At 45.8% G+C, this 25,190-nt stretch carries 24 protein-coding genes and 1 other annotated feature; of the genes, 2 read left to right on the plus strand and 22 right to left on the minus strand.

Annotated elements, in window-relative coordinates:
• Positions 1–105: 105 nt before the first annotated feature.
• From ACINLD_RS17495 to ACINLD_RS17515, 5 genes are all read right to left on the minus strand, one after another.
• Positions 106–1,608, minus strand: coding sequence for an extracellular solute-binding protein (locus ACINLD_RS17495; protein WP_077736184.1), 1,503 nt, complete (start codon positions 1,606–1,608; stop codon positions 106–108).
• A 16-nt stretch (positions 1,609–1,624) separates the two neighbouring features.
• Complete coding sequence (locus tag ACINLD_RS17500) at positions 1,625–2,503, minus strand: carbohydrate ABC transporter permease (RefSeq protein WP_026588330.1); 879 nt, start codon at positions 2,501–2,503, stop codon at positions 1,625–1,627.
• A 142-nt stretch (positions 2,504–2,645) separates the two neighbouring features.
• Positions 2,646–3,407: an NAD-dependent epimerase/dehydratase family protein gene (locus tag ACINLD_RS17505; protein WP_026588331.1), complete on the minus strand. Its 762-nt coding sequence runs from the start codon at positions 3,405–3,407 to the stop codon at positions 2,646–2,648.
• 20 nt (positions 3,408–3,427) lie between these two features.
• On the minus strand, positions 3,428–4,315 hold the full coding sequence (locus tag ACINLD_RS17510) for a dienelactone hydrolase family protein (protein ID WP_409444469.1): 888 nt from the start codon (positions 4,313–4,315) through the stop codon (positions 3,428–3,430).
• 33 nt (positions 4,316–4,348) lie between these two features.
• Entirely contained in the window at positions 4,349–5,599 is a 1,251-nt protein-coding gene (locus ACINLD_RS17515; protein WP_026588333.1) for an APC family permease, read from the minus strand.
• Positions 5,600–5,726: 127 nt separating this feature from the next.
• On the opposite strand from ACINLD_RS17515, the gene ACINLD_RS17520 reads away from it, so the two are divergent.
• Positions 5,727–6,632 (plus strand): LysR family transcriptional regulator, encoded by a 906-nt coding sequence (locus ACINLD_RS17520; RefSeq protein ID WP_026588334.1) that lies wholly within the window; start codon positions 5,727–5,729, stop codon positions 6,630–6,632.
• On the opposite strand, the gene ACINLD_RS17525 is transcribed toward ACINLD_RS17520, so the two are convergent.
• The 5 genes from ACINLD_RS17525 to ACINLD_RS17545 form a co-directional block, all read right to left on the minus strand.
• Positions 6,629–7,033 (minus strand): VOC family protein, encoded by a 405-nt coding sequence (locus tag ACINLD_RS17525; protein WP_026588335.1) that lies wholly within the window; start codon positions 7,031–7,033, stop codon positions 6,629–6,631. The two genes, ACINLD_RS17520 and ACINLD_RS17525, sit on opposite strands and share 4 nt — an antisense overlap.
• Before the next feature lie 181 nt (positions 7,034–7,214).
• Positions 7,215–9,629: a leucine--tRNA ligase gene (gene leuS, locus ACINLD_RS17530; protein WP_026588336.1), complete on the minus strand. Its 2,415-nt coding sequence runs from the start codon at positions 9,627–9,629 to the stop codon at positions 7,215–7,217.
• A 107-nt stretch (positions 9,630–9,736) separates the two neighbouring features.
• Positions 9,737–9,943, minus strand: a binding site (T-box leader).
• 102 nt (positions 9,944–10,045) lie between these two features.
• Positions 10,046–10,375, minus strand: a complete 330-nt coding sequence (locus tag ACINLD_RS17535; RefSeq protein WP_142246139.1) for a DUF4257 domain-containing protein — start codon at positions 10,373–10,375, stop codon at positions 10,046–10,048.
• Positions 10,376–10,586: 211 nt separating this feature from the next.
• A complete protein-coding gene (locus ACINLD_RS17540; protein WP_026588338.1) occupies positions 10,587–11,780 on the minus strand; it encodes an MDR family MFS transporter in 1,194 nt (397 codons plus the stop codon).
• Between the two features lie 135 nt (positions 11,781–11,915).
• Positions 11,916–12,356: a hypothetical protein gene (locus ACINLD_RS17545; RefSeq protein WP_409444468.1), complete on the minus strand. Its 441-nt coding sequence runs from the start codon at positions 12,354–12,356 to the stop codon at positions 11,916–11,918.
• 237 nt (positions 12,357–12,593) lie between these two features.
• Between ACINLD_RS17545 and ACINLD_RS17550 the strand changes: the two genes are divergently transcribed.
• Entirely contained in the window at positions 12,594–13,271 is a 678-nt protein-coding gene (locus ACINLD_RS17550; protein WP_409444467.1) for a hypothetical protein, read from the plus strand.
• Positions 13,272–13,301: 30 nt separating this feature from the next.
• On the opposite strand, the gene ACINLD_RS17555 is transcribed toward ACINLD_RS17550, so the two are convergent.
• The 12 genes from ACINLD_RS17555 to ACINLD_RS17610 form a co-directional block, all read right to left on the minus strand.
• Positions 13,302–14,627: an ABC transporter permease gene (locus ACINLD_RS17555; protein ID WP_026588341.1), complete on the minus strand. Its 1,326-nt coding sequence runs from the start codon at positions 14,625–14,627 to the stop codon at positions 13,302–13,304.
• Positions 14,617–15,315, minus strand: a complete 699-nt coding sequence (locus ACINLD_RS17560) for an ABC transporter ATP-binding protein (RefSeq protein WP_026588348.1) — start codon at positions 15,313–15,315, stop codon at positions 14,617–14,619. The genes ACINLD_RS17555 and ACINLD_RS17560 overlap by 11 nt, the downstream gene beginning before the upstream one ends.
• Before the next feature lie 12 nt (positions 15,316–15,327).
• Positions 15,328–16,308 carry an ABC transporter permease gene (locus ACINLD_RS17565; RefSeq protein ID WP_026588349.1) on the minus strand — a complete coding sequence of 327 codons (981 nt, stop codon included), beginning with the start codon at positions 16,306–16,308 and terminating at the stop codon, positions 15,328–15,330.
• A complete protein-coding gene (locus ACINLD_RS17570) occupies positions 16,302–17,183 on the minus strand; it encodes an ABC transporter ATP-binding protein (RefSeq protein WP_026588350.1) in 882 nt (293 codons plus the stop codon). The genes ACINLD_RS17565 and ACINLD_RS17570 overlap by 7 nt, the downstream gene beginning before the upstream one ends.
• Positions 17,176–17,568, minus strand: a complete 393-nt coding sequence (locus ACINLD_RS17575; protein ID WP_026588351.1) for a GntR family transcriptional regulator — start codon at positions 17,566–17,568, stop codon at positions 17,176–17,178. The genes ACINLD_RS17570 and ACINLD_RS17575 overlap by 8 nt, the downstream gene beginning before the upstream one ends.
• 203 nt (positions 17,569–17,771) lie before the next feature.
• The gene (locus ACINLD_RS17580) at positions 17,772–17,975 is read right to left on the minus strand and encodes a hypothetical protein (RefSeq protein ID WP_409444466.1); all 204 of its coding nucleotides are present in this window, start codon (positions 17,973–17,975) and stop codon (positions 17,772–17,774) included.
• Positions 17,976–18,265: 290 nt separating this feature from the next.
• Positions 18,266–18,691 (minus strand): vitamin K epoxide reductase family protein, encoded by a 426-nt coding sequence (locus tag ACINLD_RS17585; RefSeq protein ID WP_051290395.1) that lies wholly within the window; start codon positions 18,689–18,691, stop codon positions 18,266–18,268.
• Complete coding sequence (locus ACINLD_RS17590; protein WP_026588353.1) at positions 18,684–19,211, minus strand: TlpA family protein disulfide reductase; 528 nt, start codon at positions 19,209–19,211, stop codon at positions 18,684–18,686. The genes ACINLD_RS17585 and ACINLD_RS17590 overlap by 8 nt, the downstream gene beginning before the upstream one ends.
• Positions 19,208–21,364: a peptidase domain-containing ABC transporter gene (locus tag ACINLD_RS17595; protein WP_026588354.1), complete on the minus strand. Its 2,157-nt coding sequence runs from the start codon at positions 21,362–21,364 to the stop codon at positions 19,208–19,210. Before ACINLD_RS17595 ends, ACINLD_RS17590 begins: the two co-directional genes overlap by 4 nt.
• The gene (locus ACINLD_RS17600) at positions 21,364–24,576 is read right to left on the minus strand and encodes a type 2 lanthipeptide synthetase LanM family protein (RefSeq protein ID WP_409444465.1); all 3,213 of its coding nucleotides are present in this window, start codon (positions 24,574–24,576) and stop codon (positions 21,364–21,366) included. The genes ACINLD_RS17595 and ACINLD_RS17600 overlap by 1 nt, the downstream gene beginning before the upstream one ends.
• 211 nt (positions 24,577–24,787) lie before the next feature.
• Positions 24,788–24,919 (minus strand): type A2 lanthipeptide, encoded by a 132-nt coding sequence (locus tag ACINLD_RS17605; RefSeq protein WP_035428248.1) that lies wholly within the window; start codon positions 24,917–24,919, stop codon positions 24,788–24,790.
• 78 nt (positions 24,920–24,997) lie between these two features.
• The gene (locus ACINLD_RS17610; protein ID WP_035428248.1) at positions 24,998–25,129 is read right to left on the minus strand and encodes a type A2 lanthipeptide; all 132 of its coding nucleotides are present in this window, start codon (positions 25,127–25,129) and stop codon (positions 24,998–25,000) included.
• Between the last annotated feature and the right edge of the window lie 61 nt (positions 25,130–25,190).

Below are 25,190 nucleotides of genomic sequence, written 5' to 3' on the forward strand. Positions count from 1 at the left end.
TTGGTTATTTTAGAACCAGAACAGACTGTTCAGTAGCAGGCGAAATCGCCCCATCCTATAGAGTCAAAATTACATAAAAACAATCCCGGGGGCCGGGATTGTCTCCTATTTCTCCGCTTTTTGAAACGCTTCTTCATACTCCTTTATCACTTGATCGCCGCCGTTTGAGCGCCATTTTTCGACCGCTTGTTCAAATTGGCTTTCATCTATCTTCCCGAGGATGAATTGATATGTGGCATCATCGATGATCTTTTGCAGTTCATCTCCCCTTTCCGATTCGGTTTGGGAGTACAGGCTCTCAGCCGGGTTTGAGACGATGATCTTTTGATTGTCTTCTGTCAGCTCTTCATATTTTGAACGAAGCGGATCTCCCGTGTTTTTCAAATAGGCTTTATCAATGCCGACAAGTGAGACAAGCGGCTGAATTTCGGCTTGCCAGTCTTTCAGGTTTTTCTCAATGCGTTTGAAATGTTGATCCCCTTCTTTTTTGTAGTGAACCCCTTCGATGCCGTATGTCATCAGGCTGTAGACATCCTCTTCTGCAATTCGGTCAAAAAAGGCTAAAATCCGTTTCAGCTCTTTCTCCGTTTTGACGCTCGTTTTCGGAAAGGCGAAGATTCCATTATGTCCGCCGGATGCCCAGACGTGTTCTTTCCCGTCAGGTCCTTTGATGCGGTTGATGATATCAAGCTCCATCTTGTCATCAACAGACTGGTCTCTTAAATTGACGGCATCGACCATGTTTCCTACATAAATGCCGGCTTTCCCTTGAGAAAACAGCTCCTGCTGCTGTGTTTTGCTTGTTACCGGAAAATCCTTATTGATCAGCCCTTCGTCATACAACTTTTTCATATACTTCATGGTGTCCATATATGCTGTCGTCATGAAAGCAGGTGTAAACTTGCCGTTCTGTTCTTTCCAGTCTGTCGGCATCCCCATATATGAACCCAATGTTTTAAACGCCCCGTAAATCAGATCATTTCTGTCGGCAAATCCAATCGTATCCTGCTTTCCGTCTTGATCTGGATCATTTTCTGTAAACGCTTTGGCCGTTTTGTATAAATCATCCAATGTTTTCGGCATCTCGAGACCCAGGTTGTCGAGCCAATCTTTGCGGATGACGATCCCTTGTCTTGATAGCGGGCGCTCTCTGTAGATGCCGTAAAGCTTTCCATCGATTGATGCATTTTTATTGATGAGCTTGTTCATTTTGCTCAGATTCGGATAATCCTTTAAATAAGGGCCGACTTCCCAAAACATCCCCGATCTGAAGGCATTCATGACAGATGAATTTTTGATGTCCTGAATGGTGACCACTTTCGGCAGGTTTCCGGCGGCGAGGGCGGAATTCAAGCGGTCTTCTTTGACCGCATCAGGCACCCACATTAAATCAAGCTTTGTATTGGTGAGCTCTTCAATTTTTTTAATCGCCGTATCCTTTGGCGGCTGCTGGTGATAGAGAATCACCATCCAGCTCAAATCAAGGGGAGAATCAAGATCCACCTTCTCATCCTTTGAAGAAGCCTGGTCGGCTCCCTTCGAGCAGCCAAGCAATCCCCCCGCCAAAAGCAGCAGCATCAACATCGGGATCAGCCATTTTTTCCCCATATCGTCCCCTCCGTTTTCATCCTTTTATAGATCCTAATAACGCTCCCTTTGCAAAGTGCTTTTGAATAAACGGATATACGAGCAGCACCGGTATGGTCGCAACGACGATAACCGCCATTTTAATCGTTTGCTCCGGAGGCGGTGAAGCCGCTCCCATTTCCGTCATATCTCCCTGCATTCCGCTTGATACAATCACGATTTGCCGAAGCAGAACCTGAATCGGCCACTTCGTCGAATCATTCAAATACAGAATCGCCTGCATATACGTGTTCCAATAGGTGACGGCATAGAACAGTGAAATCGTCGCAATCGCCGGCAGGGACAGCGGCAGAATGATGCGGAAGAAAATCCCCAGATCATTGCAGCCGTCCATTTTCGCTGATTCTTCCAAACTATCCGGGATATTTTGAAAGAAATTTTTTAAAATGATCAGGTTAAAGGCATTGATGGCGGTCGGGAGAATCAGAGACCAGTAGGAATCCAAGAGTCCAAGTGTTTTGACGACGAGAAATGTCGGGATCATACCGCCGCTGAAGAGCATCGTAAAGACGACTAAAAACATCAGCACCCGTCTGCCCGCCAGCTCTCTTCTCGACAATCCGTAGGCCATCAGTGAGGAAAGAAACATGCTGACCGCCGTTCCTGCGGCCGTCACAAGAATGGAAATGATTAAGCTTCTGTAGACAATATCGGTCGAAAAAATATATTTGTACGCCTCCAGTGAAAAAGTCGTCGGGATTAAAATGAACTTTTTCGAAATCACCTCTTCCACTGTCGCAAAAGAAGCGGCTATCACATGGATAAACGGCAGTACACAAACCAGTCCAAATCCCGCTAAAAATGAATAATTCAATATGTCAAACAAACGGCTACCTGCAGAATGTCTGATCGTCATTCCACCCCTCCTTGTAAGCGCTATCAAAAAATTACGATATCGTGTCTAAAATGTAGCAAACAGAGGTGAGAGCGTCTATAATCATTTTTTAAGCAGGGGCGGGAAAACGGAGAATCGGATTATGACCTTAAGAAATGACATGTCAGGTCCCGAGAAGGTCTGACGTGTTGACTTTCGGCGTGTAGCCCAGCTCGCGGACAGCTGAGTCAATCGACCACGGCTTCTGTGGATTGTCGCTGACTGCGTAATATGTACCATACGTGATCCCGGATTCGATGGCGGCTTTAAAAATACTGATAAGGTCCGTGTGCGACAACAGTGTTTTGATTGTTCTCGGCTTTTTATGAAGCGTTTCTTTTTCGTTGTCAGCCGCTGTTCCGATCCGCAAATTGATAACGGAATGCGGAGCCTCTGAATGATGTGCAAACAAATGACCGAGGTTTTCGGAAGCCAATTTCAACAGTCCGTACAAGCTTTTGGACTGCGGGTAGTCATCTGTCTGGATCTCCCTCTCTAAAAGAGACACCCCGTCTTTTTCATAAACATCTGTGACATGGTTGCTGCTGGCAAAAATAACTTTGGGAACACCGCACTCGGCTGCCGCCCGCAAAATGCTGTACGTCGCTTTAAAGTAGATGCCGGTCATTTTCTCGAATTCATTTCGGTCAAGGAGATCGCCGGACGGCTTTACAGCCAAAAGGTTGATCAGCACGTCTGTCCGCGCCGGAATACTGTTTACCACCTGTTCATAATCTGTTGCATCACCGCGGACAAACCGGGCTGACATTGCCGATTCAGGCTTTTTCAAATCCATGACCGTCAGCTCATACCCGTCCCGTGACAGCCCCTTGGCTAAAATGCGCCCCACCGTTCCGTTTCCTCCGAAAATCATCACCTTTTTCACAGCTTTTTCATTCCTCCTGTTCAGAGCCACGTTTTTAAAAAGTCAAGCGCTTTCTGCCTCATCACAGCCGTTTCAATGTGGCCGGAATGAGAGCGGAACACTTCATAGCGTTCGCCCGCGTTTTTTTCTTTATACACAGAAGAAAGCTTTTCCTCAATGATGTCAATTCCTGTGACAGGCGTCAGTTTGTCCGCTGTCCCGACAAGGCTCAGATGCGGCCTTGGTGCGATCAGACTTTCGATTTGGGCAGTGGAGAAGTGCTTGACGAGCCCCGGAACGTAAAAATACAGATTGTGGCGGTCCAGGTTTTGCGTTTTGAGCAGTGTTTCACTGTCGACTTGGCCGCACATATCAACGCATACGCTGACCCGTTCATCCAATGCCGCCGTCCACCAGGCCATCACTCCCCCCATTGACATTCCAAGCGTTGCCATCCGGCTGCTGTCCGAATCATCCCTGGCTTCTAGATAGTCGAGAGCCCTCAGGCTGTCGTACACCATCATTCCCCACATCACCCGGCCTGTCCACAGCATTTCTTTAAACGTCTCGCTTTCCGTTTTCCCGTGCCTGTCTCCGAACGCCCAATGATCGATGGCAAGCGCTGAGAACCCAAGGGATGTGAGCTCCTCGGCATATGGCGGCGACGCTAAATATTCCGCACCTTCAAGAAGCTCTTTTTTTCCTCTCTCATAACGCCCGCCGTGGGAATGGCAATAAAGCACGGCTGGAAGCGGGCCCTTCGCATGCTTCGGCTTTGCAAAATAAGCCGGAACCGGTTCCATCCCGTTTAAGTCAAGCAAAAGCGTTTCAACCATGAATGATTCCTTTTCTTCAATCCTAAGGGTGCTGGCTTGAATGTCCCTTTTTTCCGGCAAATCGCCGAGCAATTTGAAAAGGTGTTTGCGCATATTGGTGCTCCTTTCTTTTTATCGCTTGATTCATTAATACGATTTGAAAGGGCTTTTTACCTTTTTCCAGCTGAAAACGCGAGCCTTGTTCAAAACAAAAAAGGCGGTCATAAGAAAGATAAACAACAATACCCATGGTGATGAAAAAAGGAGAAGCAGTAAAAAACATGCCGTTAAAAAAAGGCAAACCATTTGGTAAACAAGGCCGGATAGCAGCTTATAAGCAGCGGCCAGACCGCACAGCGAATGGCAGATGAAAAAGGCGTTTGCAATCGCAACCAGGGCCTCAACATTCAGAATGTGAAAAAACAAACAGACAAAAACCATCGTATGGATGCAGAATATCAATCCTAAAGCTGCAAGCGGCTGATTGCTCTTTGACCGGTACGCAAAAAACCCGCCGGCTTGCGAAGCTATAAGCCTGGCAACTCCGCCCGCAACCTGAAAATAAGCGCTCATACACAGGACAGCAGTCAGGACTGCAATCACCGGCAATGCAAAAGAACCGAACAGCGGTGTCAGCATGATCACAAGCTTCAACTGTCCGCTTTCAAAGCGCTCAGGATCAATCCATTGAACAGCCGCGGCTGTCACCAGGTAAATCACGGTTACCGTGAGACAGCTGATCATGACGGCCCGGGGAATGGTTTTCTTCCGGTCTTTCACCTCCATGCTGTAATTGCCGACGATTTCCCAGCCGACCAACGCCCAAAACAGCAAAAGCAACCCCCAGCCAAAATCGGCAAACTGAAATGTCCCTTCCACGAGCGGCCCCTCCCTGAAATGAGGAACGGATGCCACACTGCTCCCAAACAAGACGAGCGCAGCCGCCGTGGAAAAGATGAAGGAAACCATCCCGACAAACGAAAGATTAAAGCACAGGACAATCATGCAAATGATGAAAAACAAAAAACCATATCCTGCGGCGGGGATCGAAACATCGCCTGCAAGCGAATGAATATATTCGCTTGCCGTCATTAACACTGCGGCGGGTCCGAAGCTGGCAGCCATGATAAAATAAAAGACAGCAACCTTTTTGATCCGGGGACCGAACGCTTTTTCAGCCGCATAGGCGACCCCCGCATCATTCGGATGCTCAACGCTTAACCTGGCAAAGACCCAGGCAAATAAAAAGCCGATGCCCATCATCAGCAGCCACGCAAAAATCGCGTAATCCCCCGCTATCTGATGAATCATCGGCGGCAATAAAATAATCCCCGATCCTAAAATAGGCCCTGTCATTAAACCGCTTAGCAACACGGACCCAAGCTTTTTTTCTTTCATAAAGAGCACAACCCTTCCAAGAAGCAATTTAAAATGATTGTAATCTTGTTTGTTTAATCAGTAAAATAGATATTATCGATTCCAAGATTCGAATTTTTCGATATTAGAAAAAAAGGAGATAGTTGAAATGGAAATCCGGCATCTGAAAACGTTCAAAACCATTGTGGAAATCGGAGGCTATACAAGAGCGGCCGATTATTTGGGCTATGCGCAATCAACCGTGACATCACACATTCAGGCGATCGAACAGGAAATCAGAAAGCCGTTGTTCTACCGGTTGGGGAAAAAAATGCTCTTGACAGAAGCGGGGAAACACCTTCTCCCTTATGCGGCGGAAATGATAGAGCTTTATGAAAAAGCGAGGCACATTCCCGAAAATGACCAGGAACCGTCGGGAAACTTAACCATCGGGGCTTCCGAATCTTTAACCGTTTACAGATTGCCTGCGATTCTTCATGAATTTACAAGCCAATATCCGCAGGTGACGGTGACATTAAAGTCCTCAACATGCTGGCAGCTGAGGGATGAGCTGAAACAGGGTAAAATTGACATCGCTTTTCTATTGGATAAGGAGCGCAAAGAGGATGACCTTCAGATCGAAAGTCTTGTCGCAGAGCCGATGGTGTTCGTGTTTCCAAAGGGACATCCATCCGGTGAGACAGCCTTTGACGACCTGGCTTTTTCCGCGAATGAAACGTTCTTATACACGGAACACGGCTGCAGCTACAGGGACTTTTTTGAGGAATACTTGCAAAAACAAGGCGTCATAACCGATCATACGATGGAGTTTTGGAGTGTAGAGGCGATAAAACAATGCGTGATGTGCGGTTTAGGCGTCTCTCTCCTGCCATTGATCACGACGAGGACTGACATCAGCGAAGGGAAGCTTCAGGGCACAATGGTCCGCGACGCCCTTTTTTCTACACAAATGGCTTATCATAAAAACAAATGGCTGTCGCCTGCCATGACGGCTTTCCTCGAAATTGTCCGCAGGCAGGCCAAAGAATGGGCGCAAGAGTTGGCAGAAGTTTAGATGCCTTCGGTATTCATCAGGACGATTCGCCATCCATCAGGATCTTCGACTGTCACGCCTTTGTCTTTCCAATATGGATTTTCCGGCGGCACTTCTTGATATCCCATAGCAGCGAGCCTCTGCAAAATGGCCTTGATTTCATGCGAATCAGGCATGTAAAACACGAGCAAATTGTCTTTTGTCGGTGCGGGGCAGGGGCTTCCGCTGACATGGGAAGTGAACTCCAGATGGTATTTTTCATTCGGCAGGCCGAACATCACACCGTCATAACCGGCATGTCCGGAAAATTCGCCAAGCCTTTCTAATCCCAGCCCTTTTTCATAAAAATCGATGACTGCACTCATGCGGTCTGTCGGCCGTGCCATTCTGACCTGCACAGCGGAAAAATCGGCAAACTTCATGATGATCACACTCCTTTATCCATATGTTACGACTGACGCCGGCTGCTGAAACCGGCTAAAATCATGAAAAACCCTCAGACTTTGGCCTTAAAGAGGAGCCGGTTAAAAAAAGAACCATTGCGAGAAAAAAGGCTTCGGCCCTGTGAAATCCAGGGCTGAAGCCTTTTCTTTAATAAGCCGGTTAATTCGCGACTATATTCACTAGCTTTCCGGGAACAGCGATCACTTTTCTGATCGTTTTTCCTTCCAGCTGTTCTTTTACTTTGTCATTGTTTTTGGCCAGTTCTTCAAGCTCTTCTTTTCCAGCATCAGCCGGTACGTTTAACTTCGCTTTCACTTTTCCGTTCAGCTGAACGACGATTTCGATTTCATCATCGACAAGCTTTGCTTCATCATAGACAGGCCATGATTCATATGTGATCGTTCCTTCATGCCCGAGGCGGCTCCACAGCTCCTCAGCAAGGTGCGGCGCTACAGGAGAAAGCAGCTTCACAAAGCCTTCCATGTATTCCTTCGGAAGCTCGTCCGCTTTATACGCTTCATTGACAAAAACCATCAGCTGGGAAATCCCTGTATTAAAACGCAAGCCTTCAAAATGGTCTGTCACTTTCATGACTGTTTCATGGTAGACGCGCTCAAGCGTTTCACCGGCGCCTTCTTTGATCTTGCTGTTCAGCTCGCCATTGTCATCGATAAACAGACGCCATACACGGTCTAGGAAACGGCGGGCTCCGTCAAGTCCTGTCGTTGACCAGGCGATCGATGCATCGAGCGGTCCCATGAACATTTCGTACAAACGGAGCGTATCCGCGCCGTGCGTCTCGACAATTTCATCCGGGTTGACGACATTGCCTTTAGATTTGCTCATTTTCTCGTTGTTTTCGCCAAGGATCATGCCTTGGTTGTACAGCTGCTGGAACGGCTCTTTCGTCGGGACGACACCGATATCATAAAGGAATTTGTGCCAGAAGCGCGCATACAATAAATGAAGAACCGCATGCTCGGCGCCTCCGATATACATATCGACAGGAAGCCATTCCTTTAATTTTTCCGGCGAGGCGAGTTGATTCGGATTATGAGGATCGATATAGCGCAGGAAGTACCAGCAGCTGCCGGCCCACTGCGGCATTGTATTCGTTTCCCGTCTTCCTTTTTTGCCAGTCTCAGGATCTGTCACTTCCACCCACTCTTTAATGTTGGCAAGCGGGGATTCACCTGTACCGCTCGGCTTGATTTCAGACGTTTTCGGCAGCATAAGCGGGAGCTCTTCTTCAGGGACGGGTGTTGATGTGCCGTCTTCCCAATGAATGATCGGAATCGGCTCGCCCCAGTAGCGCTGACGGCTGAACAGCCAATCGCGGAGGCGGTATGTCACCTTTTTCTCACCTTTGCCGTTTTCTTCAAGCCACTCGATCATTTTTGCAATCGCAGCCGCTTTATCAAGACCGTTCAGAAAATCGGAATTGATATGTTCGCCATCTCCTGTATAGGCATCTTTCTCAACATTCCCGCCTTTAACGACTTCTTTGACGGGCAGACCGAAGGCCGCAGCAAACTCATGATCGCGTTCATCATGGGCCGGCACAGCCATGACCGCCCCGGTTCCGTATGTAGCCAGAACATAATCCGCAATCCAGACCGGAATGTTTTCTCCGTTTGCCGGATTGACCGCGTAAGCCCCTGTGAAGACGCCTGTCTTCGTTTTGGCCAGGTCTGTCCGCTCTAAATCGCTCTTTGACTGAATCTCTTCAATATAGGCATTGACTGCATCCTGCTGTTCTTTCGTCGTAATTTTTTGAACAAGCTCATGTTCGGGAGCGAGTACGGCATATGTCGCGCCAAACAGTGTATCAGGACGCGTTGTGAAAACGGTGAACGTTTCATCGCTGCCGTCGATGGCAAAATGGACGTGAGCGCCTTCAGAGCGGCCGATCCAATTCCGCTGCATTTCTTTAATGCTTTCCGGCCAGTCAAGCTCTTCAAGATCTTCAAGAAGGCGGTCGGCGTATGCCGTAATTTTCAGCATCCACTGCTTCATCGGACGGCGTTCTACGGGGTGGCCGCCGCGTTCGCTTTTTCCGTCGATGACTTCTTCGTTGGCCAGAACCGTTCCGAGCGCAGGGCACCAGTTGACAGGCACTTCATCTATGTAAGCGAGTCCTTTTTCATAAAGCTTTAAGAAAATCCACTGTGTCCACTTATAGTAGGCCGGATCTGTTGTATTCACTTCACGGTCCCAGTCGTACGAAAAACCGAGGGCCCTAATCTGGCGGCGGAAGTTGTCGATGTTCTGCTTTGTAAAGACCGCAGGATCGTTTCCTGTATCAAGCGCATATTGCTCAGCCGGAAGCCCGAATGCGTCCCAGCCCATTGGATGCAGGACATCATACCCTTGCATCCGCTTCATGCGGGACAGGATATCCGTTGCTGTATAGCCTTCGGGATGGCCGACGTGCAGCCCTGCACCTGACGGATACGGAAACATGTCCAATGCATAAAATTTCGGTTTGGATTTATCTTCAAGCGTGGCAAACGTTTTGTTGTTCAGCCAATAGTCCTGCCACTTTTTTTCGATTTTTTGATGATCAAAACTCAATTGAAAAACCTCCTTATTGTGCGTACGGCTTCGTTGTTTCAAGTATGGACGGGCCTGACAGCTTTATATTCAGATTATTCTAAAATCAAAAAAACTCTCCCATCCCCAAAAGGGACGAGAGATTTTCCCGCGGTACCACCCTTGTTAGCGTGCAGGCTGCACACTCACTTGATATCTTTAACGCAGAAATGCGGCAGCAGCTTATCACTGCTGCAACTCTGAGGCGAGTTCAGAAGCGCATTTGATTGACTTTCACCAGCCGTCAACTCTCTAAACAAAATGGGCTTCTTACTGCTCCTCTTCACCGTTCTTGCCGTAACCGTAATCTTATCTGTATTTTATAGAATTCTGTTCATAAGTGCAAGCAGGTTTGTATACAATGGGAATGTGCTGAAAAAAGGGTAAGAGTGAGGATCTTATTCATGTGGAGATTTGTTTTGCCGTTCGGAGTTCTGTACATTTGCCTGCTGTTCTCTGACAAAGTCAAAACTTCTCAATACAGCTTCACCGCCGTAGCCTGCAATAATCGATAAAATCACAAGCTGAATTCCCGAGTCGGGTTCCGCAGATAAAACAAGCAAAATAGAAGCAACCATACTGACAAGAATATCTTCAAAAAATCCAAGGTAAATGAATCGTTTCGTTGTTCTCGGTTTCTCAAGGCGCCCTCTTTTTTTAATATGCCCGAGAACCCCCATAATCCCTCCAATCAAACAAGCAACAAAAACTTGATGCAGCATCTTCATCACCTTCCTAAAGCCCTTATTTAGTCAAGCGACTTCAGGCCATCGAGCAGCCCCCCTAGACCCCTGTGCGATGATATTCGATACTACCAAACAGAAAATGTGTTCTGTCTTTGAAGAAAAAAAGCTTGTTTCTTCCATTATATGTGAAGATTTGGTTGATAATCTTGATTCCTTTGATTCATTTTCGAGTAATTACAATTACCTATTTTTTCTATGCATTGTCATTACTGTGGTGATGGGTTGGCAGCTGCTTTTCTTTCCTTCCGTATAAACATGCCGTTCCGATGCCGATCGCTAATATGGCGATCATCACCGCCAACAAAGCCTGCATGCTGAAAACATCAACCAGCACGCCGCCAAAAAGAGGCCCGATCATCCTTCCTCCTGTGGCCATGCTGTTGACAAACCCTTGGTAAAACCCTTCTTTTCCCTGCGGGGCGAGGCGGTTGGCTATCGTCGGAACCGCCGGCCACACAAGCATTTCACCTATCGTCAGCACGATCATGGCAGCAAGGAACGCCGGAAAATGTTCCGCCGCAAACAAAATGCCGTAAGCAAACATAAAAACGACAAAGCCGATCACAATCTGTTTCAACAGCGATTCGGCTACCCGTTTCACAAAGAGGCCGATCAGCGGCTGTCCAAGGACGATCAGCGCTCCGTTTACCGTCCATAACAGGCTGTACTGGCCAAGGGATATACCAAGCTCCTGTGTGTGTGAAGCGATGGTTGAGGACCACTGGGAATAGGCGATCCAAGCCAGAAGATATCCCGTACATACGATCATCAGGGCGGCAAACCGCGGCTTCACATTGACCGTATCGGCATGATCGAGAACAGATGACTGAACCGTCTTTTCCGTCCGGATATGTTTCAATCCAAAAAACGCAATCAGGAAAAACAATGCATAGAGAAGCGCATTCGCAAAAAATACATAAGTGAAAGAAAAAGAGGCGACAAGCCCTCCGAGGGCCGAACCTACGGCAACCCCCGCGTTTTGTGCCACATACACTGCGTTAAACGCTTTTCTTCCGCCTTCCGGCCAAACCGAACCGGCCATTGCATAACATGCCGGAAAAACAATGCCCGAACCAAAGCCGGCCGCTGTCAACAGAAGAATGTAAGCGGTCCAGCCGTGAAAAAAGACAAGCCCTGACAGGCAGGCAAACGTCATCACAATTCCTAAAAGAACCGTTTTAAAACCGCCGATTTTATCAAAGAGAAGTCCGCCGCACAAGTTGCCGATGACATTCGCACCGGAGTTGAGCATCAACACGAATCCGGCTGCTGTTAAAGATTTGCCCAGGTGCTGGTGAATATAAATCGTATTCAGCGGCCACAAAAAAGAAGCTCCCGTTACATTGATAAACATCCCGATGACCAAAAGCCATAATGTTCGCGGCATTGTTTTTCCTTCTTTCTAAATTTAGTTCCTCCTAGATTCTATTCGTTCTCCTTGTTTTTTTCAATTGAAGAGAATTCTGTTTTCCTCATTTAAAAAACCCCTTTGAAAAGGGGCTTTTAATATTCAGCAAAAGGATCATTTCTGTTTTTCCGCTACAAACCGCTGATGAGCGCTTTTTTCAGGTCCAGGAGCATGATGTAATTGCATCTTCTCAGGCCCGCCGCCCTCTTTGTTCCATGCGTCAACAAACTGTTTTGCCTCGGGACGTTTACCGCATCCTGCTAACGGATGATCCGGCTCTTTCGCTTCAGCCGCTCCGCCGGGCTTTTTGCCTGTTTCTTTCGATTGAAGTTCTGCCAAAATCCCATTTTGAAACAAATCGATATAACGATTTTCTGCACTTAGTGACTCCGAAAAAACAGCCGCCGTTGCTTTTTTACGGGGTTGAAAATGAAAATACTGTTCGATCTCGTCCACGCTGATAATCTTTCGGCTGCCGCTGTCCGTCCCGTTTGCCCATGAGACGAAGAGCGTCATGATGACCGCCAATCCCAGCGCACCCGTCATCGTGATCACTTTGATCCCCTCCTAATCAAAAAAACTCTTCCGCACTCTGCAAGAGTTTTTTCCGCTTTCCTTTAAACATCCTACATCTTGGCTGCTCCGATCCCTCATTGTTCATCAGGTCTCAGCTTTCCTTTTTTCTATCGGCTATTTTGCCATTCATTTTATGCAGGTTACAGAAATATCTAGTTAAACATTTTTTTCATAATAAGTTAAAATATGATTATCAAAACAGAAAGGAGAGGAAAAATGGAATCTTTAATGGGGATTGGATTTTTATCTATTATGTTTTCCATCGGCTATTTGCTATTTGTCTTTATTCGAAAGTTCTTTTCCAAAGAAGACAAAAGGCTTTCAAGAAAAATCTTCTATCCTTGTTTTATCGGCGGGCTTCTTCTGATGTTCATCACTGCGCCATTTACAGATCAGCAAACATATTCCGCCGCAAAAAAATCTGAAGATTTGACGGCGGAAGTGAAAGAATTAACCTCTGAAAAGTCAAATTTACAAAAAGAACAAAAGACATTAAAACAGCAGATCAAACAAGCACAAGAAAAGCTAACAGCCACTCAAACAGAGAATAAAGCGCTGAAAAAAGAAAACGAAAAACTCGCCAAAGAAAAAGACAAGCTGACAAAAGAAAAAAAATCATTGACTGAAAAACTCGCAAAAGCTGAAATCAAAAGCGGGGAGGAAAAACCGGAGCTAAAAGAAAAGAGCGCTTCCGCCGCCCCTCCGTCAAACAACAACGACAGTTCTTCGGAAAATACCGCACAAAGCAATCAAGAGTGCAAAATCAAGGGAAGCGTCAACCACATTTACCATACACCGGGAAGTACATACTACAACCGCACGAAAAACGTCGTCCAATGGTTCTGTTCAGAAAAAGAAGCCCAGGCGGCTGGATACAGGCCGCCTAAACGTTAAAAAAGCCGGCATTGCGTGCCGGCTTTCATTCTATAATTCTCTTCTTAATGCCGTCAGCACATTCGTTCTAGTCGCTTTGACGGCCGGATTGAGGCCGGAAAGGATCGCGACGCCTGCGCTGATGGCGGTGGCGATGATGACAAGGCTCAACGGAATATAAGAAAATGTAATGTTGAACTCTTCCCCTCCGCCTTGAGTCATGGATGTCAGAAGCGGCGGAATCATTTTGTTCACTAAAAAGCTGACGCCGTAAGAAATGACCACACCGAAAACCGATCCGATGATGCCGATATAGGCGCTTTCCATCAAAAACATTTTGCGTATCACATTCGGGCTCGCGCCGATCGCCTTCATAATGCCGATTTCCTGTGTGCGCTCTGTGACCGCCATCGTCATCGTGTTGAAAATGCCGATCGCGGAAATCAGTACGGCAATGACGCCGACGAAAATCAGGCCGATTTTAAAAGCCATGAAAAACACATTGATACTGTCAAGCTTTTTCGTCACTGAATCAACGTAGAACCCTTTGTCTTCCAAATCGCTTGTCAGCTGTCCAACATGTTCAAAGCTGTCGGCAAAGACTGACAGCGTTTTTTGAATGACACCGTCGGCTTTGTCCGTTTTCAAAAAGTCGCTGAATTGTTTTGCCATTTCATCGCTGATATACACATTCGTATCGCTTGCCCAATCATATGAAGGCTTCTTCGTCACTCCGACAACTTTAAAATCGTACGTTTTTTCTTTGCCTTCTTCCCCTGTTTTCTCATCGATTTGCGAGACCTTTAATTCAATCGTTTTGCCGAGAATATCTTGTTGATAGCCTTTTGGCTCTTTTATATCTTCCGCATTGCTGCTCATCTGCTTTTCATATTCTTCGGCTTCTTTTTTCGTCCAGAATGTCTCTCCAAAATGATAGCCGACAACAATTTCATTCGGGGATTTCGCAACCCGTCCGCGGTCCAGGTCAATATTGGCCTTTTGCTCCGCTGCCATATCGGTTATCGTAACATACGGAATTTGCTGATTGGTCCTGTCGCCTAATTTGGCTTCAACAGGTACATTCACTTGTGCACGCTCAATGATGGCCGCCACATCATCGCGGTCTGCAAACTCATTTAAATCTTTCTTTTGTACGGGCTTGTCACTCTGCCCCTCTTGACCGACAATATCGATTTTCGTCACAACCTGCTCCTTCATCAGCTGCTCGGTCAGCGATTTTTGCAGGCCAAATCCGACGGAGGAAAGCACGATTAAAAACGCGCAGGCCACAGTCGTCGCAAGGATCGTCATAAACACGCGGAGACGGTTTTTCTTCATATTTCTTCTGATGAATGTCAGCTGATCCTTAAACTTCAACAGGCTCCACTCCCTTCTCCAGCACACCGTCTGCTAAATGAAATTTCGTATCGGCGATCGATGCCACTTCGTCATCATGGGTGATGATCACAAAGGTAATGCCCCGCTCCCGATTCAGCTGCTTGATAAATCCAAGGATTTCCTCTTCTGTTTCCGTGTCCAGGCTTCCCGTCGGCTCATCCGCCAAAATGATGGACGGATTTAAGATCAGCGCGCGGGCGATGCTGACGCGCTGCTGCTGCCCTCCTGAAAGCTCGTTCGGATAATGGCCGGCATGATTTTCAAGGCCGACGCGGTGCAGCATTTCGGTCACCCTTTGTTTGCGCTCCGCCGGGCGGACACCTTTTAACGTAAGGGGCAGCTCAATGTTGTCAAATGTCGTCAGACTCGGAATGAGCTGAAAGCTTTGAAAGATAAAGCCGAAATGTGCGAGGCGGAACTCCGCCCACTCTTTTTCATTGAAGCCCGTTACATCCGTCCCGCCGATCGCGATCTGTCCCTTTGTCGGCGCAATATAGCCGGAGATTAAGTTTAAAAGCGTCGATTTTCCCGAACCGCTTCGCCCAACGATGCAGGCGATTTCTCCTTTTTGGACCGTGAGCGAGACATCCTTCAATACCTTAATTTCGCTTTCTCTGCCTTTTTTTCCGATTTTGAATGAGTGGTGAATGTGCTGAATGTCAATCATTTTCCCTCTCCTTTATAACAATTTTGTCTTTTTATAAATGGCAAAATAGCTGATTAAAAAGCCGATGACAGCGCCCAGGATCATGCCGAGCAGATATCCGATAATGGAATCGCCGGCGGAATAGCCCATATATCCAAAGGCGAGAACACCTAGAATAATAACCAAGATTTGAATCGGCCGATCAAGCTTCTTCCATAAGAAAAAGCTCCCGTTTCGTTCGCATGGATGTTTAATAAAGCTGACATACCCGATAAGATAAAATAGAACTCCCATTGCAGCCGGAATCAGTAAAATATATTTCGAATCCATGACCCACGAAGGATTTACGTATATAATCGGGATTAAATACTGAAAAATCGGAGAATCCACAATTGGATATCTTCCCCAAAAATGATCACTTCCTATGATGATGCCGAGATTGATAGCAGGGAGCACCACAAGTAAAACGGGCAAAATCGTTACGGAAAAAGATGTTAACAACTGGGCAAATATATTTCCCGTTAATGCTCCTGCCGCCATCACCAGAGCATACGCCATAAAGCTGATGATCATCGAGCCGACCATAAAGTGATCGAAAAATTCGACGCTTCCGGGATTTAATAGCATGATCAAAAGCTTTGACAACATGTAGCCCAGCAGCTGGGCGCCTACGATAATAGAGCTTCCCATCCAAAATTTCGTGTTAAACACCTGGCCTCGTGAATACGGCAGGCTTAACGTAAAATCCAGCAGCCCTTTGCTTCGCTCAAGCCCCACTTGGACTATCGCCAACAGCACAGCCGGCGCCCAGAAAAATTGAAGTGAACCGCCGGTTTGATAATCTAGATAAAATCGGCAATCTTTAGGATAAAAATGATCACTCAAACATCCCTGATAAGTAAAATATTCGCTTATGATTGAAATAGGAGTGCTTAAAAAGAAAAGCAAGAAAATCACAAGCAATACGGCTTGATGCTGTTTCCATTCCTTATAAAACAGCCCTCGGTCTACCATCTTCGCTTCCCTCCAAACTTCGCGATGAATACTTCCTCAAGGCTGACTGGAAGCTCGTTCCACACCTTAGGAGACAAACTTTTAAGAAACTGCTTTTTTACGTCATCTTCTTTCGGGATGAGGACTGTATAAAACACGCCCGCATGATCTAAAACAGGAATTTCCCTCTCTCTGATTTTCAAATCGACATCTTCTTCTTCAAAAGCCATCTGAATTTTGATAAAGTCGCCTTTCAGATCGTCAAGATCCATGACATTTGACAATGTATTGTCTTCGAGAAATCCGATTCGGCTGCACATCCGCTCGATATCTTCAAGCCTGTGTGATGTGATCAGGATAGCCGTATTATTCTCAGCGACTTCATCGACCATCAGCTGAAGAACGTCGTGTCTTGTCACTGCATCAATTCCGTCTGTCGGTTCATCAAGCAAAATGACGGCCGGGCGGATGGCAAACGAAAGAATGAGTGACAGCTGTTTTTTCATACCCGTTGACAGCTCCCGGTATTTTTTTGAGTCGGATATGCCGTAACGGTTCATTAATTCATTGGCATATGTAACATCAAAATCGGGATAAACATTGCGTAAAATCGCAACGAGCTGCTTGTAGTTATACTTCTCAAAATAAGGGTTCTGGACCGGCATATAAACGATATTGCGCTTCACCAACGGGTGGTCTTTAATTTTGATGCCGTCAAATAAGATCTCCCCCTGATCAGGAAGCAGGATTTGCTGAATGAGCCGAAGGAGCGTCGTTTTCCCGGACCCGTTTCTGCCGAGCAGTCCGAAAATCTCCCCTTCTTCAAGCTTAAAAGAAATATCCTTGAGCACTTGTTTTCCATCTATCGTTTTAGAAACATTCTTTACCTCAATCATTCGTCTGGCCTCCTTTCACTTCTTCGCTGATTTCCGCCATCCATTCCTGCAGCTTTTTGATATCAACTCCTGCATAATGGGCATCGATGATCAGCTGCTTTAACTGCTCTTTCATCATCGTAATCTTCCCTTCATCAAGCGTGATTTTCGCATTTTCTGAAATGTATGTCCCTCTTCCCCGCAAAGTTTCGATAATTCCTTCGCGTTCAAGCTCTTTGTAGGCTTTGCTAACCGTGTTTGGATTTGCAATGATAATGGTTGCAAGCTCTCGGACAGAAGGAAGCTTATCTCCTGGTTTCATAATCCCTTTTAAACAAAGCTCTTTCATCTGCTGAATGATCTGTTCATAGATCGGTGTCGAGCTTCTCGGATCGATTTGAATCATCTATCTCCCTTCTTTCTGTCCAATTTCAATTTTCTTCATCGTACACCAGCTCCATCCTTATTAAGAACTTACATCAGGAGTCCAAATTTCTTTATAAGCCGCTCGAAGGCAGCTGATCTTTTGTTTACAGCACATGATGCTACTAGAATTGAAGACGCTATGTATCCCTGAACTCGCGGGTCCGCCGCTCCGTTCTTACGAGATCACTCTATTTTCGGCTTGATTTGTGTGTGGATATACTCGATGGAATCGCTCGTCAGGAATTCTTGCTCCATCTTTTTCTGGATGGCAAAACTGAACACCGTAAACATAAGCAGGAATGAGCAGGCAATAGCTACCGAGACAATCAAACTCATATATTTTCCATCACTGATCAAACGTTTCATCATCAATTTTATTTTATTCATTTTGAAACTCTCCTTTTAGATGAAGAGACTGTATTGGTGTATTATAAAACATAATACACTTAATACATTAATGACATGTTTGCAGATTGTCAACATATTTTCTTAAATTCGCGTTTAAAAATTAGGTTAAAAATACTATCCAATACGGAATTCGCAATGTTCAGCAAGTATTTCTATATAATAACGACAATAAAGGATGGTTTTACCATCAGGAAAGTTGAGGGTAAAAAAAGACAGCGCCCCCCCTCAAGGGACACTGTCCGTCAGAATATCATCATGCTGCAAACGGTTTACACATGGAAAAAGCTCCGTTTGCCATCTTTTTTCTTAGTCCAAAACACGATTGCATTTCCTGTAAGAATTAAAATGAAAGAAATCACACACCAAAAACAAATGGCGTTTATAACAAAAATTTCAAGATACGTTAAATAGATAGAGAATAGCAGACCGAATAGCAGCATCGCTTTCATCAACAAAGAAAAAAGTTTTCTTCCGCTAAACATAGAGACCGCGAATAGGCACATGTAATAAAAAAATCCAAGGACTGACATTGGGATTCCGCCGATTTGGGCATATTTGCTGTTATTGACTGCTGCACAATCCCCCAGCGGACAAAAAGTACTGCTTGATAAATGCGTGAGGTAGAGATAGAGAGAAACAAGCACCCCTAAAATTGCAATGATCTGCAGCAACAACAAACGTATGTGATTAAGCATTTTCACCGGCCTTCCTTAGCATGCCATTTAGCTGGTCTTCATCCAAACCATTCAATCTCTCTTCAATGGTACCTTGTTCATTGACCAAATAAAACACAGGGAAAATTTTAAAATTCAGTTGTTTACGGATTTGAGCATTCGCCGACATAATAGGAAATTGAAATTGATGCTCCTTTTTGACTTCGGCATATTTGCCTTTATCCCCTTGGCCGATCAGTATCAGCTTTGTATCCGGATACTCGGTCTTTAATTTTTCTAAAAGAGGATATGTCTGCTGACAAACTTCACAATCGATCCGGCCGATCATCACCACAAATTTCTTACCCTTATACTCTGTTAAGGAAACCGGTTTGCCATCTACTTCTTCTCCTTTTACCAACGGAAGTTCGGCTCCTTCCTTTAATCCGCCCATATCGACAAATGTCTCAATCGCAGCCTTGGGATTGGTCACCACCCAAATACCCAGGACAGCAATCCCCAACATCACGATCAACATACCCCACTTTAAATATTTTTTCATGAGATAACCTCCGCAGTTTTCTTGATTTGGCTTTTCTGCAAGTTAGCATAATGCCCATTGAGTTCCATCAATTCAAAATGCGTACCTTGTTCAACAATTTGCCCCTTTTCAACAACAAGAATTAAGTCTGCGCGAACAACCGTGCTTAAACGATGGGCGATGACGATTCGCGTACAATCCAATTCATCAAGGTTATCATGAATTTTTTGCTCCGTTTTCGTATCCAAAGAGCTGCTCGCTTCATCCAGCAGCAAAATCCTTGGATTGTGCGCCAATGCTCTTGCTAAAGCAAGACGCTGACGCTGCCCTCCTGAAATATTCGTGCCTTCCTCTGATAGCAGTGTTTCGTACTTCATTGGAAGATTCATGATGTCTTCATGAATTTCCGCCATCTGAGCCGCACGTATCACTTCTTTTTCCGACAAGTTTTGATTATGGAAGGCAATGTTTTGAAAAACAGACCGATTGAATAGATGGATTTGCTGCGTAACCACCCCGATTTGCTGTCGCAGCTGAGATTTGTGGAGTCCGCTGATGTCCTGGCCGTCAAATAAAATCTTTCCTTGTGTCGGCTGGTAAAGTCCCAATAACAAAGATGCCAACGTGCTTTTACCCGATCCGGTTGAACCGACGATGGCCACAAATTGACCGGGCTGAATCTTGACCGAAACATTATGAATCACCTGGGGACTGTATTGATGATACCGAAATCCCACATTTTGAAGCTCTATATCGCCTTTTATTTGCGGAGGACTGATCGCCTGCTCTTCATTTTGTTCCGGTGTGGCATCAAGAATGTCCATGATGCGCCTGAAATAAGTTCCCATGAAAATCATCTGATTTGCAGTTGTGACAATATTGGTAAGCGGCATTAAGAAGCTTACTGACAATGTATAGAATGCAAACATTGAACCGAGCGTCATTTTCTGGGCGATGACTTCCTGAGTTGCAACCCACAGGACAAGAAGTGGTGCTGCGTAGCGCAGCGTTTGCAGCATGCTGTCTACGTAAGCCGTAAAGAAGCCTCTTTTGCGGGCTGCTTTCATCTGCTCTTGAAACAGACCGGACCAATGGCCGTATACACCGGGCTCTACACCTTCAGCCTTCACGACCAATATCCCTCTCAATATTTCCGCCAAATAGCTCGAAGCGCGCGTTTGGCGCAGTATCTCTTCTTGGGCATACATCTTCGTATAACGCTGGCTGATCATGAGCAAACCAACCTGTAAAATTCCGATTGCCAGAACGTACATCGTTAAATGTGCCGATTTGCTAAACATATAGAAAAGAAATAGGAACACAAGGCCGCCATCAAGAAACATTGTGACTGTGCGGGTCGATAAAATTTCCCGGACAATCATGTTGCTGTTTGCCCGCAAAATTAAATCGCCGCTGGACCGCATTTGAAAAAAATGAAACGGAAGCTGCAGCAAACGGTTAAAGAACCGGCTCATTAAATTCCAATCAAGCCGTGTTTGCAGCCATACAAGGGTTCTTGACCTGAACAATGTAAAGATAAACTGAATAACGACCAGCAAGATGATGGCAATCCCTAGTACGTTCATATAATTTGCTTCTTCGCCTGGGGTAATCACCTGATCAACCACAAACTGTACGAACATCGGAGTTGCAATGGCCAATACTTGCACCCATAGGGAGCAGGCAATAATAAAGCTTACAAGCCAAGGCTCTTGCCATAAAAAGCGAAGGTATTCGCGCCATATTCCCTTTACTTTGCGGCGTTTCAAATGTTCGGAAGGCTTCATCGTTAAGCACATTCCGGTCAAATGGTTTTCCATATCTTTCATTGGAAGGATTCGACGCCCGACAGCAGGGTCTAAAATGTGAGCTTTTTTGCCCTTTACTTTCTCCAGTACGACAAAATGATTGCCCTCCCAATGCAAAACAGCAGGAGTTTCAAGCTTATCAAGATGCTCGGGCTGCACGCGCTTTCCTTCTGCTTTTAATCCCAATGTTTCAGCCATTTTTTTTATCGTCAATAAATTGATCCCGTCTCGGCCTCCGCCTAACATATCCCTTAATTCCGTCAATGTGTATTGACATTTGTAGGAGGATAATACCATGGCAAGACAGCATAGCCCGCATTCTGACTGCTCCATCTGTTCTATGAAAGGTATACGCAAACGTTTCATCATTCCCTCCTCAATGGAGTTCCGAGTACGACGACAGGCGGCACCTTCTCAGGAGCTGCAAGACGCAATAAGCCGTATCCGATCCCTGACAGCCCCAGCATTAAGCTCGGGGTTTCCTCATTTTGAGGTATTCCGCAGCACCATCCCTTATCCATCGCTTCTTCTACGATTGCACTTCCGATTTGCATGGCATTTTTCTTCAGCTTTTCATCTTTTAAAACATCTGAAGCCAATAACAAAACTTCCAAATTGCCGAAGTCACCGTGACATTGGCAATGACTTCCGCCAAACCCTTCACGGAGCGTCGTCTGGATTGCCGTTTCAAGTTCTTCCTTCATTTTATCGTCCCGCCAGTGCTGCATTGTCATAAGCCGTCCCAGTGCTATTCCAGCCGCGCCATGGCACCATTGAACCGGATTTGTAATGCCTAGATTCTTGCGTTCTTCCCGGTAGCGAAGATCCGCCCAATTTCCCTCTTCAGGTATAAACATTGTTCGCTCATAGGAAATGGCCTGTTTGCTGCATTCGAGAAAACGCGTATCTTTTGTGGCGGTGTACAGTTCCGCCAATGCCCAAGCGATCCCTGCAGTGCCGTGAGACAAGCCGATCAGCGCCCTGCTTTTGTCAACTGGCGATGTCCAGCCGCACCCTGCCTTTTGCTCAGCTGCATTTGCAAGCAGGTGTTCGCCGCATTGAACGGCAACCTGCAGAAGCTTGTCTGACTTTGTCAAATGGTAAAGACGCAATGCCACTAGGAGTGTTCCCGCCGATCCGCCGATCAGATCAAACATTTGATCTTTTTCGATCCACTTTTCACACTCTCCGATGGCATCCGCCGCTTTCCGGATATATTTCTCTTCCTTCCATAATGCCCACAGATGGCTGTACACATAGGCAATGGAAGCATACCCGTGAAAAGCGGAGAGAGAACCGAGACCATTATACCGGTGAAGAAAGTCTTCGGCTGATTTTACCGCGGCTTCAGCTACTTCTGCATAACGCCGATCCTCGGAAATTTCCGCCAAATACGCATAAAACAACGCGACGCCAAGCACGCCGTCATATAAGGTGGCATCCAAAGGCGTAAACAGCCACCGGTCATTAAGGGAAGCGCCGATACCGATCCAGCTGACATCTTCTTTTTTGTCGCCCCAATAAGCTGCTTCCAATAACCGATCACCGATCATCATGGCCTGCTTGACAAATTCCTCAGGCGGATGCTGATGTCCAATTTTCACGTTAGAAAAATCGTTTCGGTATTGCTTAAGGTCCCAGCGCTTCAGCATCGTGGCCATCGAGGTGCGGATATACCTAATCTGTTTGGAACAGTCCTCTCTGCTGAACATCTTGATCCTAGTCAATACTCGCTCTAATACCGTAATATGATAAAAGTTCTGAATCTCCTTGCCGTCGCTGTCCCAAGCAGACAAAGAATTAATTTTCGAATAGAAGTAAGGGATGTCCCCCTGCAGCAAATCCCGTGTTTCTGAAGGTATAAGTTCCAAAAATTTATCATTTGTGTCCACTATCCGCCATAAGTAATCAAATAGCCGAACTCTGTCAAGTCCGTTTCGAAGATAATCAGGATGTAAACCGGCTTCCAGCATAGTAGAATAGGACTGTGTATGCCGAAAAATCGAACGGACTGTATCATGTTGAAAAGCCTTGACAGGCCCCTCTGAAGAAAGCAGTTCTTCCCGATGCCGCATAAATATTAAGTAAACTCGTTCAAATCCGGCAGCGATATCATCGATATAATCCTCCGGCGAAATCTCGTTCCCATTATGGCTCGGCCGATTTTTCGCCCCTTTTGAAAATCCGCTTCCTTTTACAAGCCGCATTTTGTCTGTTCTGATATTTTCGTACTTATATTTTCCCCTCGGCAGTCTTTGTCCGCCATGTCCGCCGATTCCGCTCAGTTCAATGGAACGGAATGATCCCGACTTAAATAAGGAGGCAGGCAAGATGCCGGTTCTTAATACGGACTGTGACAGTTCTTCGGAAGTTCTCTGCAAGGCGGTAAATTCGTCCTCATCCGTCGGCTGGATGTTTTGGAATAAGGATTCCAAGTCGATAAATTGCGGAAATTCTCCTGAAGCGATCATGTTTTCCATGTGCATGTCAGTCGCATACAGCATATGTAGTACCGCTATACAGCCCCCGAGCCGCTGATAAAAATGGCTTACTTGCTCAAGAGTTTCGCACTCTCTTGCTTCAGCAAATTCCTGCCAGCCGTAGCTAGTGCAGTCCATTGTATGTAAAGGTTGAAAAGATGGAGTAGCGCCTTTTTCATTCAGCCAGAATAGCAGCTGATTGAAATGAAGATCGACGCCAAGTGAACGAGGCTTATACACCAGGCGGCTGCCTGAGGCAAACTCAAAAATCATCACGCTGCGCCCATTCCGATGCAAATCACCGCTCCCTGTATTAAGGTGTGTTAGATGAGAGAAGTCTCCTGAAAAAGAATGCTGAATAGAATCATAATCAGCAAATAAACGTTCAATTCCTTCACAAATGGCATTCTTTCTCCTCATTGCCGTTTCAACCATGATGCGGGCCAGCAGAGGATATTTAGATAATAATTGAGAAATGCTTTCCTTTTTTTCAGCGTATTCAGCAATGAAATATTCAAAACGCTTTTCCGGGGTGTCTCCTTTCAGACGTCCTTCCATCCGGGCAAGATTCAATTCATAGACAAGGACGCGTTCTGCCAGAGCCAATAAGTTTTTGCATACAGCGCTGAGGATGCTCCGCCTGATGACGGATTCTTCCGCACATACCCGTCCGTATTTTATCTTCCAAATCCGGTATGTATCGGCTATGCCGGTGTTCAGCCAATCCAGAAATGGCCTAACAAAACTGATGAACATATGACTTTTCAACTCGTCATCTTCCAGGTCCACCTTGCAATTGATCGGCAAATGCTCGTTAAAAAATATGTCATCCAGCTCATCCATCCACTCGGCCTTTTGGCGGGCGGCCGGAGAATGTTTGGCGGCCAGCAGCAATTGGAAAGAACGCTTATCAAGTCCGTCATTTTGCAGACGATGTTCCATCAAACGCAAAGGTAAACCAGTCTGTTTGCACCATTTTTCCAGTTCTATTTCTTCATCGATCTTAGTATCTGCGTCATTCTCAATTGCCCTTTCATGCAAATAAAGACCCCGATTCCATGCTGCTGTCTGATCTACTGTAGACAAGCGATTTGACATTTGCCTTACCTCCCTGTCTTTTACATCATCCGTAATGACAATAGAAGACAAGGGTGAACGAATTCTCCCTTGCCCTCTATAAAAGGTTTCCATTGTTGAAAATAAAATATATATAGCGTTTGGAAAACCTTCAATTTAATCCATGCTCAACGATGCTGCCTGTTGAATACTTTGCAGCTGCTGGCATAGATATAGAATGTATAATATTTTATTAGCAGCAGACAAACACGCTGTTAGGACAATCGTCAGTGATTGTGCATGCCCAGCCGCAGCCTGCAGCTCCTGCTGCTTCTTTCAATTCTTCATCAGATAGAGTAACAACCGTATTCTTCAATTCTTCCATTTTATTCACCTCTTTTTAATTTTAGAGCATTTCTCTCAAAAAATTGGTAAAGAAGAACTTGTTTACACGAGTTTGTACTTAGCAGCAAACAAACACGCTGTTAGGGCAATCGTCAGTGATTGTGCATGCCCAGCCGCAGCCTGCAGCTCCTGCTGCTTCCTTCAATTCTTCATCAGACAAAGTGACGACTGTGTTCTTCAATTCTTCCATCTTTTCACCTCCTTTCAATTGGGATTATTACCTGTATTTCCTATTATATGAAAAGAGAGGA

Origin of the sequence: Bacillus sp. z60-11, assembly GCF_046464135.1 — a bacterium.
In the GTDB taxonomy this organism is placed as follows: domain Bacteria; phylum Bacillota; class Bacilli; order Bacillales; family Bacillaceae; genus Bacillus; species Bacillus sonorensis_A.